The organism is Bacillus proteolyticus (assembly GCF_001884065.1).
GTDB lineage: Bacteria > Bacillota > Bacilli > Bacillales > Bacillaceae_G > Bacillus_A > Bacillus_A proteolyticus.
This window is the reverse complement of the sequence record NZ_MACH01000127.1, coordinates 33,231-54,366: the sequence shown is the minus strand read 5'-3', so window position 1 is coordinate 54,366 and position 21,136 is coordinate 33,231. Positions and strand designations below refer to the sequence as shown.

The following is a 21,136-nucleotide window of genomic DNA, read 5'->3' as shown; positions in this document are numbered from 1 at the left end:
GGCGTTAGAGAAAAATTATGTTTTTACTTCTGAAATAGACAACCTCTGCATATGGTTGTACAAATATATTCTTTTTGAGCATACGGCAATAGTAACCGTTATGGGAGAAGGTGGGAGAATGAAACAGTGGCTAGCGGCAATGGAAACATCCGTACTTGTGATGGGGTTACTTCGGTTGTTTTCAGGAAGCGCGGAAATATTCGCCGCTTTGCTTATGCTTTACGTGAATGATGCGAAAAAAGCATTGTTTATAAATGGTATGTTGGCGTTTGTTGGACCGACCGTATTAATTTTAACAATGACAATTGGCATAGCGAGTGTAGCAAGTGAAATTTCTTTCCTGAAACTCTTTTTTCTAGCACTTGGAATTGGCTGCATTTTTATCGCGTTGTTGAAATAGTAAGTCGATTATAGTGGGGAGAAGCTTATGAAAGAAGTATTAGAAGTATTACCGAAAACGATGAAACAGTTAGTTGAAGGTTGTAAGCAATACGATTCTCTAGAGGAAATTCGCGTTCGAATTGGAAGGCCACTAGAGTGTATCGCACATGGTGAAGTGTTTTTTTATGACTATGTTGCTACAGCGGAAGATGCAATCTACTTATTGAATAAATTGAGTCAATTTTCGATTTATACGATGGAAGAGGAATTGAAACGTGGATATGTGACACTACGAGGGGGACATAGAATTGGCCTGGCGGGAAAAGTCATTACAGAAAAAAGTGCAGTGAAAATGATCCGGGATGTCTCTTCGTTTAATATTCGTATTGCTCGTCAAAAAATAGGGATTGCTGAGCCACTTCTGCCATACCTTTATGCATCAAGATGGTTAAACACGATGGTAATTGGCCCACCACAAACGGGGAAAACAACATTATTAAGAGATGTGGCACGCTGCATGAGTCAAGGTGTTAGTGCTTCGGAAATTCCTTCTTGTAAAGTGGGAATTGTTGATGAACGATCAGAAATTGCCGGCTGTGTAAAGGGGATTCCGCAATATGACTTTGGCACGCGAGTAGATGTATTAGACGCTTGCCCAAAAGCTGAAGGAATGATGATGATGATTCGTTCTATGAGCCCAGATATTTTGATCGTAGATGAAATTGGACGTAAAGAAGATAGTGAAGCGATTATGGAGGCGGTGCATGCAGGCGTTCAGCTTTTTATAAGTGCACACGGATTTTCTTATGATGATGTTGTGAAACGTCCATCGCTGCAGGCGGTGCTGGAACTTGGCGTATTTGATAGGTTTGTGGAATTGTCAAAAGCGAGAGGGCCAGGAACGGTTATGCAAGTGAAAGATAAATATGGCAAGCCAGTATTACCGCATAGAAAGGCTCAAGGCGTATGGTGAAAATATTTGGTGCGGTATTAATAGTTGCGGTCAGTACCTTTTTCGGATTTTCATACGCTAAACGATACAGTGAGAGACCGCGGCAACTTAGATTATTGAAAGCGGCATTGCAATCATTAGAAGCGGAGATTATGTATGGGCACACGCCTTTATCTGAAGCGGCTGAGCGATTGGTTAAACAAATGCCGAAGCCATTAAATTGGATATTTCAAAGCTTTGCGAGGCGTCTAGAGAACGGGGAACAAACAGTTAGAGAGGCTTGGATCGATAGTTTGAAAGAGAACTGGACATTAACGGCGTTTAAACAAACCGAGTATGAAATACTGCAACAATTTGGTGAAACACTTGGACAACATGATCGTGAATCACAACAAAAACATATTCGGTTATGTATTACACATTTGGAGAGAGAAGAAGGAGAAGCAAAAGCTTTACAACTACAATACGAAAAAATGATAAAGAGTTTAGGAGTGTTAGCAGGGCTACTTATCGTAATTTTACTGCTATAGGGGGGAGAAAGGCGATGTCCATTGATGTTGGATTAATATTTCAAATCGCCGGAATCGGCATTGTTTTAGCTTTCATTCATACCGTACTAAAAGAATTAAAGCGAGAGGATATTGCAAATTGGGTTATCCTTGTCGGTTTTGTCGTTATTTTATTTCATGTTGCATTTTTAATTAATACTCTGTTCGACAAGATTAAAAGTGTCTTTCTCTTCCAGTAAAGGAGGCGGTTCGAATCGAAATTATACAAATTGTCGGATTAGGCCTCGTTGCTACGTTTTTAGCCGCTGTTTTAAATCAGCATAAATCTAGTATCACATCGTTATTTATTGTGTTCGTTGGTAGCGTAATGTTTCTTCTCTTAATCGATCAAATTCATTCTATCTTGCAAATGATTGAGAGAGTGGCGAGTGAAGCAAAGGTTAGCAACGTATATGTAGAAACATTATTAAAAATTATAGGGATTGCTTATATCGCTGAGTTTGGTGCACAAATTACAAAAGATGCTGGTCAAGGTGCAATCGCCTCGAAAATTGAATTAGCTGGAAAAATTTTGATTCTCGTTATGGCAATTCCCATTTTGACGGTTGTAATTGAAACAATTCTCGGATTTTTGCCTACGGGATAAGGGGGAGTGCATGTTGAGGAAGTTCGGAGCTAAGCTGCTGTTTGCTTGCTTCCTTTTCTTTTCTTTACCGATTGTTGTACAAGCTTCTCCTATAGAAACAAACGTCGTTGATCAACAATTGGATAAGCTCGGAATTGAAGATGTGAAGCAATTTTGGGACGGGCTTGTTACAAAGTACGGAGGCTATTTACCAGAGAGTCAAAAAGGAAGCTTTATGGAGTTTGTAAAGGGAGAAAAAGAGTTCTCCATAAAAGAGTGGATGATAGGTCTATTAAAATATTTATTTCACGAGCTTGTTGCAAATGGAAAGTTACTTGGAACGCTCATTATGCTTACGATTTTCAGTGCATTGTTGCAATCACTACAATCTTCTTTTTCAAAGAGTAGTGTAAGTAAAATTGCGGATGCAGTCGTATACATGGTACTTATTATTTTCGCCTTAAATAGTTTTTATGTTGTTATGACATATGCAAGAGAGACGATACAAACAATGGTAGATTTCATACTAGCATTATTACCAATTTTACTTGCACTCATAGCGACTGGTGGCGGTGTCGTGTCTGTAGCATTTTTCCATCCAATCATCATTTTCTTAATGAATACGAGTGGGCTTCTTATGAATTATATCGTTCTACCACTTTTATTACTTGCAACTATATTAAGTATTGTAAGCACGATGAGTGATCAATATAAAGTTACGAAATTGTCCAAGCTTTTGCAAAACGTTAGCGTTGGGATTATGGGTATCTTTTTGACGGTTTTTTTAGGGGTATTATCTGTACAGGGAACCGCTTCAGCTGTTGCTGATGGCATAGCTGTGAAAACTGCTAAATTTGTAACAGGAAACTTCATTCCTGTAGTAGGAAGGATGTTTACTGAAGCAGCGGATACCGTTATTAGTGCATCTGGATTATTAAAAAATACAGTCGGGATTATCGGGCTCGTCATTCTGTGCCTAATTGTCGCTTTTCCAGCGATTCAAATATTTTGTATCGCATTTATTTATAAATTCGCAGCGGCAGTATTGCAACCAGTTGGCGGAGGAGCAATTATTCAATGTTTAGATATTATCGGACGAAGTATCATTTACGTATTTGCTTGTTTAGCTATCGTGTCGTTTATGTTCTTTTTAAGTATCACGATTATTATTGCTGCGGGGAACATTACGCTCATGATGCGATAGGAGGTGAAGAGTATGCAATTTGTTACAGAGTGGGTTAGAAATATTATCGTTTTTTTACTCTTAGCGACAATGCTTCATCTTATTCTTCCGAATTCAAATTTACAAAAGTACGTTAAATTCGTTGTAAGTCTATTGTTAGTTGTATTAATTTTAACGCCTCTATTTAAGTTGTTACAAACAGATGTAAATGAAGTTATCGCAAATTTCAATGAAGAAAAGTACGTAGCAGATGGATCAGTAAAAAATTCGATAGATTCGAAGAAAAAAGAAATACAAGCTCTAACACGTGCATATAGTTTAGAAGAGATGGCTACCAAAATGAAAAAAGACGTAGGAAAAGAGTTTGAGAAAAAGTATGGTATGACAGTCTCTGAAATACAAATAGTCGCAGTGAAACATGCAGAAGAAGTAAAGTCAGCGAAAGATATTCAATCTGTTGTTGTGATGTTGAAAGAAAAAGAGCGTAGTAAAAATGATGCAATCGAAACAGTAAAGTCAATTGAAATTAATACGAAAGAACCACCAAAAAAATTAGAAGAAACGAATGTAGAAATGGAAAATTTCTTTTCAAGCAGGTGGCAACTAGAGGATAAACAAATCCAAGTTCAGATGGAAGGGAGGACAGGTAGCGTAAATGGACAATAAAGATAAAAATTCGAGGTTCTCATTTTTTCGAAACTTATTGAATGGGGATGAAAAAGAAAGTAATGAGAAGGGGAAAAAAGTAACACCTAAATTTTTGCTTGTCCTACTCATACTTGGGATTGTGCTTATGTTTTCTAGTAATTTCTTTGCACCTAAAAAAGAAGAAGTGCCTGTGTTTAAAGAAAAGACAAGTCAAAACCAAGATAAAGATGTACCAACTTTCGGACAAAAAAACAATGATAATATGTCAAATGTAGAAAAATATGAAAAAGCGTATGAACAAGAATTGAAAGCTTCTTTAGAAGAGATAGCTGGAGTAAAAGACGTAACTATTAAAGTGAACTTAGATTCATCTGAAGAAAAAATACTCGAGAAAAATACAGTAAAACGCTCGCAAACAACAGGTGAAACTGATAAAGCAGGCGGTAAAAGGGAAGTAGAGGACGAGTCTCTTGATGAAAAGACCGTCATTATACGTGAAGGTGATAAAGAAACTCCAATTGTTTTGCGAACAGAGAAACCGAAAGTACGAGGTGTTCTTGTCGTAGCAAAGGGAGTGGATAATATACAAATAAAAGCAATGGTAAAAGAAGCTGTGACGCGATTGTTAGATGTACCATCTCATCGCGTTTCAGTATCACCGAAAAATTGATAGGGAGGAAATAAAGTGTTAAAAAAACAAACGGTTTGGCTATTAACGATGTTAAGTTTAGTGGTTGTACTATCTGTTTATTACGTAACAACTCCTGAAAAAATGAATACAGCAGCACCGGCAACGGGTGAAAAGATGGGACAAGAAAAGCAAGGTGCTGATAAAGCAGTTACAAAAGAAACAACGAAAGAAACTACAAATAAAGAGACAACAAAAGAAAGTACAAGCAAGGAAACTACAAATAAAGAAACAGACAAAAAAGAGAATGACAAAAAAGAAACAAGTAAAAAAGAGGCTAGCGTAACAGTTCAATCAAGCGATGAGAATTTCACAGCGCTACGTATGCAAATGGAAGATCAGCGTAGTGTAGAGAAAGAAAAGCTACAAAATGTAATGAAGTCATCGAAATCTTCAGCAGAAGAAAAGAGTAAAGCGAAAGATAATCTTGATGCAATCACTACAATGGAAACGAAGCAACAATTACTTGAGACAGTGATTAAATCTCAAGGTGGATATAAAGATGCTCTTGTAAGAGCTGATGGAACGGACATTAAAGTAACGGTTAAATCAGCAAAGCATTCACAAAAAGAAGCGAATAAAATTATTCAGCTTGTAAGAAGTGAAGGTGGTTCAAAAGATGTAGGTGTGAAATTTGATCCATCAGTAAAATAAATTGAAATTATAATAGGTGTTGCTGCTTCAAATGAGATAAAAGAATAATAGAAAAAAGCTATCGATTTCGATAGCTTTTTTCTATTTCATCTTTGTTGTATTTAGTCTTTTCAATTGGAAACGGGGAAATACGCTGTGAGTAAAAGATTAATGGTTCATGATAATGGTGATTACTTTTTCCAGATTTGACGTGGATGAAGAGGACAAATGCCCAAATCACTACGGCAGGCAAGAATAGAATGAGCCATATCATATGTCCACACCTCACTACAATAAATTTTATACACTTTGAACATACTATTCTTATATGAAGGAAGAATGAACGGCACGTAAACAAAAAAATAATATTTGGTAAAAATATGTTTTTTATCTTAAAAAAAAGAAGAGTGGTTAGGGAATTACGTGTTTACAATGTAAAAGTAAAAAATGTTTTTTTAGGAAGTGGTCTTGCCAATTTCGTGTGAAACTTGGTATTATTACTAGGTAATAATTTTTTAGTGGAATAATATTTTCACAGGAGTTTCGATTTATTATAAAGAAATATAAATTGGAATGTTTAAAAAATTTATCGTAAGATGGGAATAGTAAATATATTTCTATTAGTAAATGAAATGAATTTTCTAATAGAATACATCGTATTTTTACAGTCAATCTAATTTTAGTGATGAGAATCTGTAAAAACGGGATAAACAAGAGTATGGGAGTGGATTTTACATGTTTAAAATTCAAGAAGTTCGTGAATTAATTAAATTAATTGATAGCTCTAATATTGATGAATTTGAATACAAAAAAGACGGTACAACAATTAAAATGAAAAAACGTGGTAATGAAGTAGTTACTGTGCAAGCACCTGTAACAAAACAAGTCATGCAACCAGCAGCACCTGTTGAAGTAGAAACAACAGTAGCGGCAGCACAAGTAGAAGTGCCAAAACAAGAAGAGAAAACAGCTGTTCAAAATGAAAACCTACATAAAATCACATCACCGATGGTAGGAACATTTTATTCCTCTTCTTCGCCTGATACACCTCAATATGTAAGTGTTGGGGACAAAGTATCGAAAGATTCTATCGTATGTATTGTTGAAGCTATGAAATTATTTAACGAAATTGACGCAGATGTAGAGGGCGAAATTGTTGAAATTCTTGTTAATAATGGACAGCTTGTTGAGTATGGACAACCGCTATTTCTTGTAAAAGCGTAATAAGGGAGTCTTTGTGATGATAAAAAAAGTATTAATAGCCAATCGTGGGGAAATTGCTGTACGAATTGTTCGTGCTTGTAAAGAAATGGATATTGAAACAGTTGCAATTTATTCAGAAGCAGACAAAGAGTCACTTCATGTGCAAATTGCAGATGAAGCGTATTGTGTTGGACCAACGATTTCGAAAGAAAGCTATTTAAATTTGACGAACATTATTAGTGTTGCGAAATTAACAGGTTGTGATGCAATTCATCCGGGATATGGGTTTTTAGCAGAGAATGCGGATTTTGCAGAATTATGCCGTGAGTGTAACTTGATTTTTATCGGTCCAAGCCCAGAAGCTATTTCAAAGATGGGCACAAAAGACGTTGCACGTGATACAATGAAAGAAGCAGGGGTTCCGATTGTACCAGGTTCACAAGGGATTATTAAAAATACCGAAGAAGCGATCGAGCTTGCTAATCAAATTGGATATCCAGTTATTATTAAAGCGACTGCAGGTGGCGGCGGAAAAGGTATTCGTGTTGCGCGCCATGAAGAAGAGCTTGTAAAAGGAATTCAAATTACACAGCAAGAAGCTAGTACCGCTTTTGGGAACCCTGGTGTATACTTAGAAAAGTACGTTGAAGATTTCCGCCATGTTGAGATTCAAATAATGGCAGATACACATGGAAATGCCATTCATTTAGGAGAGCGTGATTGTACAATTCAGCGCCGTTTGCAAAAACTATTAGAAGAAAGTCCATCACCTGCACTTGATGAAAATATTCGTCAGCAAATGGGTGACGCAGCAGTTAAAGCAGCGGTAGCGGTTGATTATACAGGTGCTGGTACGGTTGAGTTTATTTATGAATATAAAACGAAAAGCTTTTATTTCATGGAGATGAATACGAGAATTCAAGTTGAGCATCCAGTTACAGAAATGGTAACAGGGATGGATTTAATTAAAGAACAAATTCGTGTTGCTTCTGGAGAAAAGTTATCGTTACAGCAAGAAGAAGTACAATTTAATGGTTGGGCAATTGAATGTCGAATTAATGCGGAAAACCCTGCCAAAAAGTTTATGCCATCTCCAGGTAAAGTAGAAATGTACTTGCCACCAGGCGGATTTGGTATTCGCGTCGATTCAGCTGTATATCCGGGATATTCAATTCCACCTTTCTATGATTCGATGGTTGCTAAATTAATTGTTCACGGAAAAACACGTGAAGAGGCAATTGCAAAAATGAAGCGAGCACTCAGTGAGTTTGTCATTGAAGGCGTACATACAACAATCCCGTTCCATTTGCAATTGCTAGATCATCCTGATTTTGTAAAAGGTGAGTTTAACACGAAATTTTTGGAAGAGCATGAACTTGTGACGCAGTGATACATTAAAGGAGGTTTTTTTCATGGCTGAACATATGTTAGATATGGGTCAAGATACAACTCTTGGAAAAGTAGAAATTGCACCAGAAGTAATCGAAGTAATTGCAGGTATTGCAGCTGCTGAAGTAGAAGGTGTAGCGGCAATGCGTGGTAATTTTGCTACAGATGTTGTTGAGAAGTTAGGTAAGAAAAATCACGGTAAAGGTGTAAAGGTTGAGTTAGCAAACGAAGATATTATTGTTGACCTTTATGTTGTTATGTATTTTGGTGTAGCAATTCCAGTTGTTGCACAAAAAATTCAAGACAATATACGCCAGGCACTCTTTACAATGACAGGACTTGAGCCAAAAGAAGTGAATGTTCACATCGTTGGCGTAACATTCGAAACACAAAAAACAGAAATCGAACCAGTGTAAGAGTGAAAAGGTGCCTAGTAACATAGGTGCCTTTTTTATCGTTGCATTTCTTCACAAATTAAAAACCTCTAAATTATTATACTATTTCAAAAAATAAGAAATATAAAAGAGAATGTTTCATTTTTCCAAAAAACGTACATTGTGATAAGATATGGAACTTGAAGTTAATCTTTTTATTATTTTTCAGCCTTGTACCCCGTGTGTGAAACGATAAATTGTGTTATTATCATTGTATTATAAGGTTGGAAAATCAATGAAAACTACAAGAGTAAGTGAATTGACGGCTTATAAATTATAATAATATAACAAAGCATAAGGAAAGACTTGAAGTATAAAGGAGAGTTACAATGAAACGTAGGACGGCTAGAGAAAGAGCTATGCAAGCATTATACCAAATGGATATTACAGGTGAATTAGAACCGAAAGTAGCGGTGGAAAATACGCTAGATGAAGGTGAAGAAACAAATGAGTTTCTAGAATCACTTGTTGTAGGATTTGTAGACAACAAAGAAGAGATTGACGCAGCAATTCGTCAAAATTTAAAGAAGTGGAAGCTTGAGCGTATTAGTATTGTCGATCGCAGTATTTTACGTGTAGCTGTGTATGAAATGAAATACATGGAAGAAATTCCACACAATGTAACAATTAACGAAGCGATTGAAATTGCAAAAACATTTGGGGATGAGGAATCTCGTCGTTTTATTAACGGCGTTTTATCTAATATAAAAGATACACTGTAATTTCTTTAAGGGGGAATCTTAAAATGGTAGCAGTAATCATCAAAGGAAATGAAGTTGCGGAGAAAAAACGAGCACAATTAAAAGAAGAAGTTGTGAAGTTAAAAGAGCAAGGGATTGTACCAGGATTAGCAGTTATTTTAGTTGGAGAAGACCCAGCATCGCGTTCTTATGTAAAAGGAAAAGAAAAAGGCTGTGAGCAAGTAGGAATTTATTCAGAGCTAATTGAACTTCCTGAAACGATTACTGAGGAGCGTTTGCTTGCTGAAATCGATCGCTTAAATGGAGACGACCGTATTAATGGCATATTAGTACAATTACCTTTACCAAAACATATTGAAGAAAAAGCTATCATTGAAAGAATTTCACCTGAAAAGGATGTAGATGGATTTCACCCAATCAGCGTTGGACGTATGATGACGGGACAAGATACATTCCTTCCATGTACACCGCACGGTATTGTGGAATTAGTAAAAGAAACAAATCTTGATATTTCTGGAAAACATGTTGTTGTAATCGGAAGAAGTAATATTGTTGGTAAACCGGTGGGACAACTGTTTTTAAATGAAAATGCAACTGTCACATATTGTCATTCAAAGACGCAAAATATAAAAGAATTATCGAAGTTAGCTGATATTTTAATCGTAGCTGTTGGAAGAGCGAAGATGGTAACAGCTGATTATATTAAAGAAGGTGCAGTTGTAATTGATGTTGGTGTTAACCGTTTAGAGACAGGAAAACTTTGTGGTGATGTTGATTTTGATAACGTATTAGACGTTGCAGGATACATTACGCCTGTGCCAAAAGGAGTCGGCCCAATGACTATTACAATGCTTCTTCACAACACTGTGGAGTCTGCAAAGCGTGCAGGTGTTGTTTGTCAATAAGTTGAATCGGCTATGAGGAGAGAGCAATGGAGAAACAATATTTAACCGTTACAGCATTAACACGCTATATTAAAACAAAAATAGAGTATGATCCGCATTTGCAGTCTGTTTGGTTAAAAGGAGAAATTTCCAACTTCAAATATCATAGCCGTGGTCATATGTATTTTACATTGAAAGATGAAAATGCAAGAATTGCAGCGGTTATGTTTGCGGGTCATAATCGTAACATTAAATTCAGACCGGAAAATGGAATGAAAGTACTTGTAAAAGGAAAGATTTCTGTTTACGAGGCGAGTGGTTCTTATCAAATTTATATTCAAGACATGCAGCCTGATGGAATTGGAAACTTGCATTTAGCTTATGAGCAATTAAAAGTTCGTTTAGAGGAAGAGGGCTTGTTTTCTCAAGTTTATAAAAAAATAATTCCTCCGTATGCTAAAACAATAGGTGTAATCACGTCGCCAACAGGAGCAGCGATTCGCGATATTATAACAACAATTAAACGTCGTTACCCAATTGGGAATGTTATTGTTTTTCCAGTACTTGTACAAGGGGAGTCAGCAGCTCCCTCGATTGTACAAGCGATTCGTACAGCGAATGAAATGGGAGATATTGACGTTTTAATTGTAGGACGTGGTGGAGGCTCTATTGAAGAATTGTGGGCCTTTAATGAGGAAGTAGTTGCAAGAGCAATTTTTACAAGTGAGATTCCGATTATTTCGGCTGTAGGCCATGAAACAGATTTTACAATCGCAGATTTTGTTGCGGATTTACGTGCACCAACACCGACTGCAGCAGCTGAGCTGGCGGTACCTAATATTATAGAGTTACAAGAAAAGGTATTACAAAGAACTCTGAGATTGCAAAGAGCAATGAGAGAGAGAGTACATAAAAAAGAAGAAAAACTACAAGTGTTACAAAAATCTTATGCGTTCCGTTATCCAAGGCAAGTGTATGAACAAAAAGAAGAGCAGCTAGACAGGGCTCTTGAACAACTTGTTTTAGCGAAAGAGCGTTATATAGATAAAAAAGTAAATCAATTAAAGCAACTTTCATTTTATTTAGAAAAGCACCACCCATCTCAAAAAATTATACAAACGAAAACGGCAATTGAAACGTTGCAAAAGCAATTGCAACGTGAAATGCAAACCTTACTTCAGATGAAGGAGTTTGCATTTGTGAGAGCTGCTCAAAAGCTTGAAGCATTAAGTCCACTCAAAGTAATGATGAGAGGGTATGGGCTTGTATATGATGAAGAGAAGCAAGTGTTAAAAAGTGTGAAAGATGTTAGCCTTGGAGATGCTGTTTCAGTTCAATTACAAGATGGAATACTAGATTGTAGCGTATCAAGCATAGAGGAGCGTGAATTGAATAGTGGAAAATAAGTTAAGTTTTGAAGAAGCAATTTCGCAACTTGAGCATCTCGTTTCTAAGCTTGAACAAGGTGATGTACCTTTAGAAGAAGCGATTTCTTACTTTAAAGAAGGTATGGAATTATCTAAGCTTTGTGATGAGAAATTGAAAGATGTACAAGAACAAATGGCAGTTATCCTTGGGGAAGATGGAGAGCTTAAACCGTTTACTGCTTTAGGAGATGAAGCATAGTGACACATATAGCTTTTGATGCTTTTTTGAAAGAGAGTAAAACTTTCGTAGAAGAAAAGCTTGTAAGCTATGCAAATGAATTACAATGTCCAAATGTGCTTCGTGAAGCGATGGCATATTCTTTGGAAGCGGGTGGGAAACGTCTCCGCCCGTTACTTTTATTTGCAACGTTACAAGCGTTTGGGAAAGAAAAAAATCTTGGAGTGGGTGCAGCTTGTGCCCTTGAAATGATTCATACATATTCGTTAATTCACGATGATTTACCTTGTATGGATGATGATGATCTAAGACGAGGAAAGCCTACAAATCATAAAGTATTTGGTGAAGCAATGGCAGTTTTAGCAGGAGATGGTTTGTTGACATATGCTTTTCAAGTTATTATGGCCTATGAGCATAAAGAAATCTCTGCTGAAAAAAAAGTAAGGCTTGTACTTGAACTTGCGAAAGCAGCAGGACCTGAAGGAATGGTTGCTGGACAAGTAGCAGATATGGAAGCTGAAGGAAAACGACTTACAATTAATGAATTAGAGTACATCCATAAGCATAAAACAGGTAAACTGCTTGAGTTTGCTGTACTTGCAGGAGCGATAATTTCTAATGCGACAGAAGAGCAAGAAGAGAAGCTACTTGCATTTGCGAAATATATCGGTCTAGCTTTCCAAATTAGAGATGATATTTTGGATGTAGAAGGAACAGAAGAAGAGATTGGAAAACCGATTGGTAGTGATGCTTCCAACGAAAAGAGCACATATACGACGTTATTTACTGTAGATAGAGCGAAATCTATTTTAGAGGAGACAATTGCAAAAGCAAAAGATTCTATTAGCTCCTTGCAATTACAAGATGAATATTTACTATCTATTTGTGATTTAATCGCAAAACGTAATAACTAATATAACAGCGTTTTCATTTGTTGAGTCATTCATCATTTTATGATATAAATGTAGGAAAAGGTTTTTCTTTTCTTGTTATTGGCAAAAATATATGTAGATTACATTGCCGTTATCACTTCGTGTTAGCGGCTATTTTTTTCATCGCGTAAAGAAATATGATGTATAATATGATAAGTGAAAAAAATGGAAGTGTTTTCTGAAAGCAGGACAAGATAAAAAGAATAGAAAGAGAATTTCTTGTGTTGTGTAAATGTTTCTTATAATATTTGACATGTTGACAGATTATGAAATGAAAGTGAGTGATCCGTGTGGATCTAACGCAAATTCAAAACCCTAGTTTTTTGAAAGATATGTCTATTAGTGAACTAGAGGGGTTGAGTGAGGATATTCGTAAGTTTTTAGTTGAAGAGCTCTCTCAAACAGGTGGACATATTGCACCTAATTTAGGTGTAGTAGAACTCACAATTGCTCTGCATAAATTATTTGATAGTCCGAAGGATAAGTTTTTATGGGATGTAGGACATCAATCCTATGTACATAAAATTTTAACAGGGCGTGCCAAAGAATTCGGCACATTAAGGCAATACCAAGGTCTATGTGGTTTCCCAAAACGCTGCGAGAGTGAGCATGATGTTTGGGAAACTGGTCATAGTTCGACGTCACTATCTGCTGCAATGGGAATGGCTCTAGCGCGTGATTTAAAGAAAACGGAAGAATACGTTATACCAATCATTGGAGATGGTGCATTAACAGGCGGAATGGCTTTAGAGGCATTAAACCATATTGGTCATGAAAAAACGGACATGATTGTTATTTTGAATGACAATGAAATGTCAATTGCACCAAACGTCGGTGCGCTTCATAATGTACTTGGTCGTTTACGTACCGCAGGGAAGTACCATTGGGTAAAAGATGAATTAGAGTATATATTGAAGAAAATCCCAGCAGTTGGCGGGAAAGTTGCTGCGACAGCAGAGAAAATAAAGGATAGTCTAAAATATTTACTAGTATCAGGCGTCTTTTTTGAAGAATTAGGCTTTACATATTTAGGTCCGGTCGATGGGCATGATTATGAAAAGTTATTCGAAACGTTGCAATATGCAAAGAAAACAAAAGGCCCAGTACTTGTTCATGTAATTACGAAAAAAGGAAAAGGTTATAAACCAGCTGAGAGTGACGTTATTGGAACTTGGCATGGAACAGGACCGTATAAAATCGAGTCAGGTGACTTCGTTAAACCGAAGGAAGTTGCACCAGCATGGAGTGCTGTTGTTAGTGAAACAGTGCTTAAGCTAGCGAGAACGGATGAACGTATCGTTGCAATTACGCCTGCAATGCCTGTTGGATCGAAACTTGAGAAATTCCAAAAAGAATTTCCGGATCGCATGATTGATGTAGGTATTGCAGAGCAGCATGCCACAACAATGGCGGCTGGTATGGCAACACAAGGGATGAAGCCATTCTTAGCAATTTATTCAACATTTTTACAAAGAGCATATGACCAAGTTGTTCATGATATTTGTCGTCAAAATTTAAATGTTTTCATTGGAATAGATCGCTCTGGATTAGTAGGAGCAGACGGTGAAACGCATCAAGGTGTATTTGACATCGCGTTTTTACGTCACTTGCCGAATATGGTGCTTATGATGCCGAAAGATGAAAATGAAGGTCAACATTTAGTCTATACGGCGATGCAATATGAAGATGGACCGATTGCTTTGCGTTATGCGCGCGGTAATGGACTTGGCGTTCATATGGATGAAGAATTAAAGGCGATTCCAATTGGTTCATGGGAAACGTTAAAAGAAGGCACACAAGCAGCAATTTTAACGTTTGGTACGACAATTCCGATGGCAATGGAAGCAGCTGAGCGTCTTGAAAAGGCTGGAGTTTCAGTCAAAGTAGTGAATGCTCGCTTTATTAAACCAATGGATGAAGCATATTTACATGAGCTTTTAGGAAAAAATATACCGATTTTAACGATTGAAGAAGCTTGTTTAATCGGAGGTTTTGGAACAGGAGTAGTTGAATTTGCATCTGAAAATGGATACCATAGTGCATTAATTGAAAGAATGGGTATTCCAGACCGTTTCATAGAGCACGGTAGTGTAACAAAATTATTGGAAGAAATTGGTTTAACGACAGATGCTGTTGTAGACCGTATTCATACAATGATTCCATCAAAACAAAAAAGGGCGTAACAAATGAGCGTAAAAAAAGAAAGAGTAGATGTACTATTAGTAGAGCGAGGACTTATAGAAACGCGTGAGAAGGCTAAACGTGCTGTTATGGCAGGGCTCGTATATGCGAATGAAATGAGACTCGATAAGCCAGGAGAGAAAATCTCACAAGATACAGAGATTACGGTGAAAGGGCAAGTTATGCCATATGTAAGCCGTGGTGGTTATAAACTTGAAAAGGCATTAGAGATATTTCAACTTGATTTACAAGATAAAGTTATGATAGATATTGGTTCATCAACTGGTGGCTTTACAGATTGTGCGCTTCAAAATGGAGCGAAGTTATCTTATGCATTAGATGTAGGATATAATCAACTTGCGTGGAAATTGCGTCAAGATGAGCGTGTTGTTGTGATGGAACGAACGAACTTCCGTTACGTGACACCGGCAGACTTAGAGCGCGGTTTACCTCAGTTTGCAAGTATCGATGTTTCATTTATATCATTAAAGCTAATATTGCCGGTTTTAAAAACAATGCTTATGTTAAATGGTGACGTAGCTGCATTAATTAAACCGCAGTTTGAAGCTGGACGAGACCAAGTTGGGAAAAAAGGCATTGTTCGTGATAGAAAAGTACATGAAGCTGTCGTGGAAATGATTGTCGATTTTGCTCTGAAGGAAGGCTATGATGTCGAAGGTTTAACATTCTCGCCAATTACGGGCGGGGATGGTAATATTGAATTTTTAATCCATCTAAAATGGCATGGAGAGCGTGAGAATGGCGAAAATCATTCGCCGGTTTCTATTGAGCAAGTTGTTACAGAAGCGCATGACGTTCTAAAACAAAAAGGGAAAGGGGAATAACATATGTTGTTCCTCTTTTTGTTGTAATTGTATAATGATTGTAAAAACAATTGTGTACAAGAAACGAATTATACGTTAACATAAATAAGTGAAGTATACCAATGTTTAAACTATGGTAAGAGATAGTGTGAGGTGCAAATGTATGAATAAAGGTCAGCGCCATATTAAAATCAGGGAAATTATTGCGAACAAAGAAATTGAAACACAAGATGAACTAGTTGATATTTTACGTAATGAGGGATTTAATGTAACGCAAGCAACAGTATCGCGCGATATTAAAGAACTGCACTTAGTTAAGGTGCCATTACATGATGGACGCTATAAATATAGCTTACCAGCAGATCAACGATTTAACCCGTTGCAAAAATTAAAACGAAATCTAGTGGATTCATTTGTAAAATTAGACACGGCAGGACATATGCTTGTGCTAAAAACATTGCCTGGTAACGCTCATTCACTTGGGGCACTTATTGATCATTTAGAGTGGGATGAGATTATCGGAACCATTTGTGGTGATGATACTTGCTTAATTATTTGCCGTACACCTGAAGATACAGGTGTTGTCTCTGATCGTTTCTTAAATATGCTGTAACAAAAAAATCTTGTTTACTTTCCTCTGTAAAGTGGAAAGTAAACAAGATATTTTTATTGGTTAAAAATATGAATTATTAAATGCAATATAATATTTTCTTTAAATAAAGTTAGAAAATAGGTGGATTGACCCGTAAAACGAATGTTTGGTACAATGGAGCGGGTTAGATGAGTAATTTATACATATAAACATATAGTATAACTATTTGAATGAAGAGTACTTAAAAAAAGCCCTTAGTAGGGGATTAGTTTATAACGAGGTGAATGGGGCATTGTTATCGGAATTATCGATCAGAAACTTTGCTATTATTGAGGCATTAAATATTTCTTTTCAAAAAGGTTTAACCGTTTTAAGTGGTGAAACAGGAGCTGGAAAATCGATTATTATTGATGCGATTAGTTTGCTTGTTGGCGGCCGTGGTTCAGCGGAGTTTGTTCGATATGGAACAGAAAAGGCTGAAATAGAGGGTTTATTTTATGTAGAAGATGATAAGCATCCATGTATCGCAAAGGCAGAAGAATTAGATATAGAAATAGAAGATGGCATGATTATTTTGAAACGTGATATTGCTGCGAACGGAAAAAGTGTATGCCGTGTAAATGGGAAGCTTGTTACACTTAGTATATTAAAAGAGATTGGAAAAACGCTTGTTGATATACATGGACAGCATGAAACGCAAGATTTAATGAATGAAGAGCGTCATATGTTTATGTTAGATCATTTTGATGGAGATCGTATTGTTAAACAATTAGACACATACCAGAACGTATACGGAGACTATGAAAAATTAAAAAAACAGCTGAAATCTTTAAGTGAAAATGAACAACAAATGGCTCATCGTCTAGATTTAATTCAATTCCAACATGAAGAAATTCGTAAGGCAGATTTAAAAATGGATGAAGAATATGAATTGACTGAGGAACGATTGAAAATATCCAATTTTGAAAAGATTTATAAAGCGTTAGGGGATGCGTATCGTTCGTTGAGTGGGGACAGCCAAGGGCTAGATCATGTAAGGAATGCAATGAGCCAAATGGAGAGTATTACGCATTTAGATGAGGCGTATCAAGAAAACCATGATTCAATTGCAAATAGCTATTACTTATTAGAAGAAGTTGCATATCAGCTTAGAGAAAAGTTAGATATGATGGAATATGATCCGAAACGTTTAGATGAAATTGAAACACGGTTGAATGAAATCCGTATGTTAAAGAGAAAGTATGGAAATACTGTAGAAGAGATTTTAGCGTATGCTGATAAAATTGAACAAGAAATTTTTACAATTGAAAATAAAGACGTACATATTGAAACGACGAGAAAGCAGCTAAAGGGATTAGAAGGTGTTATCTTAAAAGAAGCAACGTTGTTAAGTGATATGCGTCATGAACTGGCAGACCATCTTACAAACGCTATTCATCAAGAATTAAAAGAATTATATATGGAAAAAACAAAATTTGAAGTGAGAATAATGAAGCGGGAAGGAAATGCAGAAGAACCTCTTGTAGAAGGAACACCGGTGAAACTTACGGCGGATGGCTACGATCACGTGGAGTTTTATATTTCAACGAACCCTGGTGAACCGTTAAAGCCGCTTTCAAAGGTTGCTTCTGGCGGAGAGTTATCTCGTATTATTTTGGCTTTAAAAAGTATTTTTTCTAAGCATCAAGGTGTTGCTTCAGTTATTTTTGATGAAGTGGATACAGGTGTGAGTGGTCGGGTTGCACAGGCTATTGCGGAAAAAATCTATCGTGTATCGGTAAACTCGCAAGTACTTTGTATTACGCACTTACCTCAGGTAGCTTCAATGGCGGACTCGCATTTATTTATTAGAAAACAAGTGGCGAATGATCGGACGATTACATCTGTTACGGTGCTAAGTACGGATGAAAAAGTAACAGAAATTGCTCGGATGATTTCTGGTGTGGAAATTACAGATTTAACGACAGAGCATGCGAAAGAGTTACTTACGCAAGCACATCATTTCAAACAGACAGCAGAGGCTATCCAGTAATGGATAGCTTTTTTTCTCAAATGATGATTTCTTAATTCTTCCGGTTATAAATAAAGCACTGCAAGGAGAGATTAAAAAGTGAAGCCAAGAGGCTGAATGTGGGGTAGGAGCGAGGAGAGTGAACAAATTGAAATTAGAAAGATTTCGAAAAATAATAGGTCTTTGTCTCCTTGTTTCTTTAGTTTTTATTGGGTGTTTTAAACCGCTTCGAACGTTTATTTCATCCCCGAAGCAACTTGTTGTTTTTGAAGGACAACAATCAGAAATAGCATCATTACCAGTTTTTAAGGCTTCATCTACAAATCGTAATGTATTTACAGTAAGTTCAAATGAACAAGAGCTTATGGTGAATTCTCACCAAAATGGTGAAGCTGATATGGTGTTTCAACTCGCTGGTTTTCCAGTGAAAAAAGTAAATGTAAAAGTATTAAAAGATTTTAAAGTTATCCCCGGTGGACAATCGATTGGTGTGAAATTGAACACAAAAGGTGTACTTGTTGTAGGCCATCATTTAATTCAAACTGAAAAGGGTAAAGTATCTCCTGGTGAAACAGCTGGTGTACAGATTGGGGATATGATTACTGCAATTAATGGGAAAACAATTGAAAGAATGAGTGATGTAGCGCCATTTATTCATAATAGTGGAGAAACAGGTGAACCGCTTAATCTTGTTTTGCTAAGAGATGGAAAATACATTCGTACTAAGTTAACGCCACAAAAAGACAGCGGGGAATCGTCTTATCGTATTGGTTTATATATTCGTGACTCGGCAGCTGGAATTGGAACAATGACATTTGTTCATCCGGATTCCATGAAATACGGGGCACTTGGTCATGTCATTTCTGATAATGATACAAAAAAGCCAATTCAAGTAGAAGATGGACAAATTATGCGCTCGACCGTAACCTCTATTGAAAGAGGAAGTCACGGGAATCCAGGAGAAAAATTAGCAAGATTTTCACCGGATCGTGAAGTGATTGGTAATATTACAATAAATAGCCCGTATGGTATCTTTGGAAAATTAAATACAAATATGACAAACGGCATAATGGATAAAGCAATGCCTATCGCATTATCCCATCAAGTAAAAGAAGGACCAGCGAAAATATTAACAGTTATTGATCAAGATAAAGTTGAAGCGTTTGATATTGAAGTTGTTAGTACGGTACCGCAAAAGTTCCCAGCTACAAAAGGTATGGTTATAAAAGTGACAGACAAACGTTTACTAGCAAAAACGGGTGGTATTGTACAAGGGATGAGTGGAAGTCCAATTGTACAAAATGGGAAAGTAATTGGTGCTGTTACACATGTATTTGTAAATGATCCAACGTCAGGATACGGTGTTCATATTGAATGGATGTTACATGAGGCTGGAATTAATATTTATGATCAAGAGAAAAAAGCGAGCTAATGCATATTAGCTCGCTTTTCTATTGAAAAATTCGTTGAAATTTTGTAAAAGCTCCGCAAGAGCTGTTTTTTGTTGTAAAATATAAGAAAAGGGTTGAACGTTTCGTTGTAATTCTATGATGGAATGTGTTGCGAAAGAAAGTAAATGGGCGATAAATATATTTTTTTGTGTTTTTATCGGAAAGTAAGAAACTTTAAAAGGGAATTTTCACACAATTGTCGAACAATTCATGTAGCCTAGAAGCTTACACATGTCGGAAGAATCGATTCGGTAAGGGAGGAAAAACTGTGGAGAAAATTAAAGTATGTCTTGTGGATGATAATAAAGAATTGGTATCAATGCTAGAGAGCTATGTTGCTGCTCAGGATGATATGGAAGTGATCGGAACTGCTTACAATGGTCAAGAATGTTTAAACTTATTGACAGACAAGCAGCCTGATGTACTCGTTTTAGACATTATTATGCCACATTTAGATGGTCTAGCTGTGCTAGAGAAAATGCGACATATTGAAAGGTTAAGACAACCAAGCGTTATTATGTTGACAGCATTTGGACAAGAAGATGTGACGAAAAAAGCGGTTGATTTAGGTGCATCATATTTCATATTAAAACCATTTGATATGGAGAATTTAACGAGTCATATTCGTCAAGTGAGTGGTAAGGCAAATGCTACCATTAAACGTCCATTACCATCTTTCCGATCAGCAACAACGATCGATGGAAAACCGAAAAACTTAGATGCGAGTATTACAAGTATCATTCATGAAATTGGTGTACCCGCTCATATTAAAGGGTACATGTACTTACGAGAAGCAATCTCTATGGTGTACAATGATATCGAATTACTAGGATCTATTACGAAAGTATTATATCCAGATATCGCAAAGAAATATAATACAACAGCAAGTCGTGTCGAGCGCGCAATCCGTCACGCAATTGAAGTGGCTTGGAGCCGTGGGAATATTGATTCTATTTCGTCCTTATTTGGTTATACTGTATCAATGTCAAAAGCAAAACCTACGAATTCTGAATTTATTGCAATGGTTGCGGATAAGCTAAGACTTGAACATAAGGCTTCGTAAATGTTGTCGTATTAATGTCATAACAAAATTTAATAACCGCCAATTACATATGTAGGCAATAAAGTACATAGGTAATTGGCGGTTAATTTAAAAACCTTCTATTTATTGGATTGAAATTTAGATTCCAATAATTAGGAGGTTTTTGTTGTATGAATAACTTTCAATTGTAGATTAATAGAATAAAGATTAAAGCAAAGTTGAATGATTATTTAATAAAATCTATGGTACGATCTACCCTTAATAAATT

24 protein-coding genes are annotated in these 21,136 nt (G+C 36.5%); 23 read left to right on the top strand and 1 reads right to left on the bottom strand.

The annotated features are described in order from the left end of the window. Positions 1-118: 118 nt before the first annotated feature. The 9 genes from BAQ49_RS22320 to BAQ49_RS22280 are packed head-to-tail and all read left to right on the top strand — an operon-like array spanning position 119 to position 5,640. On the top strand, positions 119-400 hold the full coding sequence (locus tag BAQ49_RS22320) for a YqhV family protein (RefSeq protein ID WP_000816054.1): 282 nt from the start codon (positions 119-121) through the stop codon (positions 398-400). 27 nt (positions 401-427) lie between these two features. Continuing rightward, positions 428-1,354 carry a stage III sporulation protein AA gene (gene spoIIIAA, locus BAQ49_RS22315; protein ID WP_071747087.1) on the top strand — a complete coding sequence of 309 codons (927 nt, stop codon included), beginning with the start codon at positions 428-430 and terminating at the stop codon, positions 1,352-1,354. Beyond that, positions 1,348-1,863 (top strand): stage III sporulation protein SpoIIIAB, encoded by a 516-nt coding sequence (gene spoIIIAB / locus BAQ49_RS22310; protein WP_002122444.1) that lies wholly within the window; start codon positions 1,348-1,350, stop codon positions 1,861-1,863. Before spoIIIAA ends, spoIIIAB begins: the two co-directional genes overlap by 7 nt. A gap of 14 nt (positions 1,864-1,877) precedes the next feature. Further along, positions 1,878-2,081 carry a stage III sporulation protein AC gene (spoIIIAC, locus tag BAQ49_RS22305; RefSeq protein WP_000020914.1) on the top strand — a complete coding sequence of 68 codons (204 nt, stop codon included), beginning with the start codon at positions 1,878-1,880 and terminating at the stop codon, positions 2,079-2,081. Positions 2,082-2,104: 23 nt separating this feature from the next. Further along, a complete protein-coding gene (gene spoIIIAD / locus BAQ49_RS22300; protein ID WP_079998460.1) occupies positions 2,105-2,488 on the top strand; it encodes a stage III sporulation protein AD in 384 nt (127 codons plus the stop codon). A 10-nt stretch (positions 2,489-2,498) separates the two neighbouring features. Further along, positions 2,499-3,671: a stage III sporulation protein AE gene (spoIIIAE, locus tag BAQ49_RS22295; RefSeq protein ID WP_071747085.1), complete on the top strand. Its 1,173-nt coding sequence runs from the start codon at positions 2,499-2,501 to the stop codon at positions 3,669-3,671. Between the two features lie 12 nt (positions 3,672-3,683). After that, positions 3,684-4,316, top strand: coding sequence for a stage III sporulation protein AF (spoIIIAF, locus tag BAQ49_RS22290; RefSeq protein ID WP_071747084.1), 633 nt, complete (start codon positions 3,684-3,686; stop codon positions 4,314-4,316). Further along, positions 4,306-4,968: a stage III sporulation protein AG gene (gene spoIIIAG, locus BAQ49_RS22285; RefSeq protein WP_071747083.1), complete on the top strand. Its 663-nt coding sequence runs from the start codon at positions 4,306-4,308 to the stop codon at positions 4,966-4,968. The genes spoIIIAF and spoIIIAG overlap by 11 nt, the downstream gene beginning before the upstream one ends. 15 nt (positions 4,969-4,983) lie before the next feature. Next, entirely contained in the window at positions 4,984-5,640 is a 657-nt protein-coding gene (locus tag BAQ49_RS22280; RefSeq protein ID WP_071747082.1) for a SpoIIIAH-like family protein, read from the top strand. 58 nt (positions 5,641-5,698) lie between these two features. On the opposite strand, the gene BAQ49_RS22275 is transcribed toward BAQ49_RS22280, so the two are convergent. Beyond that, complete coding sequence (locus tag BAQ49_RS22275; protein ID WP_071747081.1) at positions 5,699-5,893, bottom strand: DNA recombination protein RecO; 195 nt, start codon at positions 5,891-5,893, stop codon at positions 5,699-5,701. 461 nt (positions 5,894-6,354) lie between these two features. Here BAQ49_RS22275 and accB point away from each other — a divergent pair, with 461 nt between their 5' ends. The 14 genes from accB (at position 6,355) to spo0A (ending at position 20,889) form a co-directional block, all read left to right on the top strand. Beyond that, positions 6,355-6,843 carry an acetyl-CoA carboxylase biotin carboxyl carrier protein gene (accB, locus tag BAQ49_RS22270; RefSeq protein ID WP_000472877.1) on the top strand — a complete coding sequence of 163 codons (489 nt, stop codon included), beginning with the start codon at positions 6,355-6,357 and terminating at the stop codon, positions 6,841-6,843. A 16-nt stretch (positions 6,844-6,859) separates the two neighbouring features. After that, positions 6,860-8,212: an acetyl-CoA carboxylase biotin carboxylase subunit gene (accC, locus tag BAQ49_RS22265; protein WP_071747080.1), complete on the top strand. Its 1,353-nt coding sequence runs from the start codon at positions 6,860-6,862 to the stop codon at positions 8,210-8,212. A 22-nt stretch (positions 8,213-8,234) separates the two neighbouring features. Continuing rightward, positions 8,235-8,627, top strand: a complete 393-nt coding sequence (locus tag BAQ49_RS22260; RefSeq protein WP_000807630.1) for an Asp23/Gls24 family envelope stress response protein — start codon at positions 8,235-8,237, stop codon at positions 8,625-8,627. Positions 8,628-8,974: 347 nt separating this feature from the next. After that, positions 8,975-9,367, top strand: a complete 393-nt coding sequence (gene nusB / locus BAQ49_RS22255) for a N utilization substance protein NusB (RefSeq protein ID WP_000830246.1) — start codon at positions 8,975-8,977, stop codon at positions 9,365-9,367. A gap of 23 nt (positions 9,368-9,390) precedes the next feature. Then, positions 9,391-10,251 carry a bifunctional methylenetetrahydrofolate dehydrogenase/methenyltetrahydrofolate cyclohydrolase FolD gene (gene folD / locus BAQ49_RS22250; protein WP_071747079.1) on the top strand — a complete coding sequence of 287 codons (861 nt, stop codon included), beginning with the start codon at positions 9,391-9,393 and terminating at the stop codon, positions 10,249-10,251. A gap of 26 nt (positions 10,252-10,277) precedes the next feature. Then, positions 10,278-11,636, top strand: coding sequence for an exodeoxyribonuclease VII large subunit (xseA, locus tag BAQ49_RS22245; RefSeq protein ID WP_071747078.1), 1,359 nt, complete (start codon positions 10,278-10,280; stop codon positions 11,634-11,636). Next, the gene (xseB, locus tag BAQ49_RS22240; protein ID WP_000428422.1) at positions 11,626-11,856 is read left to right on the top strand and encodes an exodeoxyribonuclease VII small subunit; all 231 of its coding nucleotides are present in this window, start codon (positions 11,626-11,628) and stop codon (positions 11,854-11,856) included. The genes xseA and xseB overlap by 11 nt, the downstream gene beginning before the upstream one ends. Next, positions 11,856-12,749 carry a polyprenyl synthetase family protein gene (locus BAQ49_RS22235; RefSeq protein ID WP_071747077.1) on the top strand — a complete coding sequence of 298 codons (894 nt, stop codon included), beginning with the start codon at positions 11,856-11,858 and terminating at the stop codon, positions 12,747-12,749. Before xseB ends, BAQ49_RS22235 begins: the two co-directional genes overlap by 1 nt. A 308-nt stretch (positions 12,750-13,057) precedes the next feature. After that, positions 13,058-14,950: a 1-deoxy-D-xylulose-5-phosphate synthase gene (gene dxs / locus BAQ49_RS22230; protein ID WP_071747076.1), complete on the top strand. Its 1,893-nt coding sequence runs from the start codon at positions 13,058-13,060 to the stop codon at positions 14,948-14,950. A gap of 3 nt (positions 14,951-14,953) precedes the next feature. Continuing rightward, complete coding sequence (locus BAQ49_RS22225; RefSeq protein ID WP_071747075.1) at positions 14,954-15,793, top strand: TlyA family RNA methyltransferase; 840 nt, start codon at positions 14,954-14,956, stop codon at positions 15,791-15,793. 142 nt (positions 15,794-15,935) lie between these two features. After that, a complete protein-coding gene (argR, locus tag BAQ49_RS22220; protein ID WP_001032581.1) occupies positions 15,936-16,385 on the top strand; it encodes an arginine repressor ArgR in 450 nt (149 codons plus the stop codon). 271 nt (positions 16,386-16,656) lie between these two features. After that, on the top strand, positions 16,657-18,396 hold the full coding sequence (gene recN / locus BAQ49_RS22215; protein WP_071747074.1) for a DNA repair protein RecN: 1,740 nt from the start codon (positions 16,657-16,659) through the stop codon (positions 18,394-18,396). Positions 18,397-18,514: 118 nt separating this feature from the next. Then, positions 18,515-19,807: a SpoIVB peptidase gene (gene spoIVB / locus BAQ49_RS22210; protein ID WP_071747073.1), complete on the top strand. Its 1,293-nt coding sequence runs from the start codon at positions 18,515-18,517 to the stop codon at positions 19,805-19,807. Positions 19,808-20,094: 287 nt separating this feature from the next. Beyond that, positions 20,095-20,889, top strand: a complete 795-nt coding sequence (gene spo0A / locus BAQ49_RS22200; protein WP_000411416.1) for a sporulation transcription factor Spo0A — start codon at positions 20,095-20,097, stop codon at positions 20,887-20,889. Positions 20,890-21,136 lie beyond the last annotated feature (247 nt).

Excerpts from the sequence above, each read along its gene's own strand:
- accC (WP_071747080.1), top strand. The coding sequence starts at position 6,860 with ATGATAAAAAAAGTATTAATAGCCAATCGTGGGGAAATTGCTGTACGA.
- nusB (WP_000830246.1), top strand. The coding sequence starts at position 8,975 with ATGAAACGTAGGACGGCTAGAGAAAGAGCTATGCAAGCATTATACCAA.
- BAQ49_RS22260 (WP_000807630.1), top strand. The coding sequence starts at position 8,235 with ATGGCTGAACATATGTTAGATATGGGTCAAGATACAACTCTTGGAAAA.
- BAQ49_RS22275 (WP_071747081.1), bottom strand. The coding sequence starts at position 5,893 with ATGATATGGCTCATTCTATTCTTGCCTGCCGTAGTGATTTGGGCATTT.
- spoIIIAF (WP_071747084.1), top strand. The coding sequence starts at position 3,684 with ATGCAATTTGTTACAGAGTGGGTTAGAAATATTATCGTTTTTTTACTC.
- accB (WP_000472877.1), top strand. The coding sequence starts at position 6,355 with ATGTTTAAAATTCAAGAAGTTCGTGAATTAATTAAATTAATTGATAGC.
- spoIIIAA (WP_071747087.1), top strand. The coding sequence starts at position 428 with ATGAAAGAAGTATTAGAAGTATTACCGAAAACGATGAAACAGTTAGTT.
- spoIIIAE (WP_071747085.1), top strand. The coding sequence starts at position 2,499 with ATGTTGAGGAAGTTCGGAGCTAAGCTGCTGTTTGCTTGCTTCCTTTTC.
- spoIIIAC (WP_000020914.1), top strand. The coding sequence starts at position 1,878 with ATGTCCATTGATGTTGGATTAATATTTCAAATCGCCGGAATCGGCATT.
- spoIIIAG (WP_071747083.1), top strand. The coding sequence starts at position 4,306 with ATGGACAATAAAGATAAAAATTCGAGGTTCTCATTTTTTCGAAACTTA.
- spoIIIAB (WP_002122444.1), top strand. The coding sequence starts at position 1,348 with ATGGTGAAAATATTTGGTGCGGTATTAATAGTTGCGGTCAGTACCTTT.
- xseA (WP_071747078.1), top strand. The coding sequence starts at position 10,278 with ATGGAGAAACAATATTTAACCGTTACAGCATTAACACGCTATATTAAA.
- argR (WP_001032581.1), top strand. The coding sequence starts at position 15,936 with ATGAATAAAGGTCAGCGCCATATTAAAATCAGGGAAATTATTGCGAAC.
- folD (WP_071747079.1), top strand. The coding sequence starts at position 9,391 with ATGGTAGCAGTAATCATCAAAGGAAATGAAGTTGCGGAGAAAAAACGA.
- BAQ49_RS22320 (WP_000816054.1), top strand. The coding sequence starts at position 119 with ATGAAACAGTGGCTAGCGGCAATGGAAACATCCGTACTTGTGATGGGG.
- BAQ49_RS22225 (WP_071747075.1), top strand. The coding sequence starts at position 14,954 with ATGAGCGTAAAAAAAGAAAGAGTAGATGTACTATTAGTAGAGCGAGGA.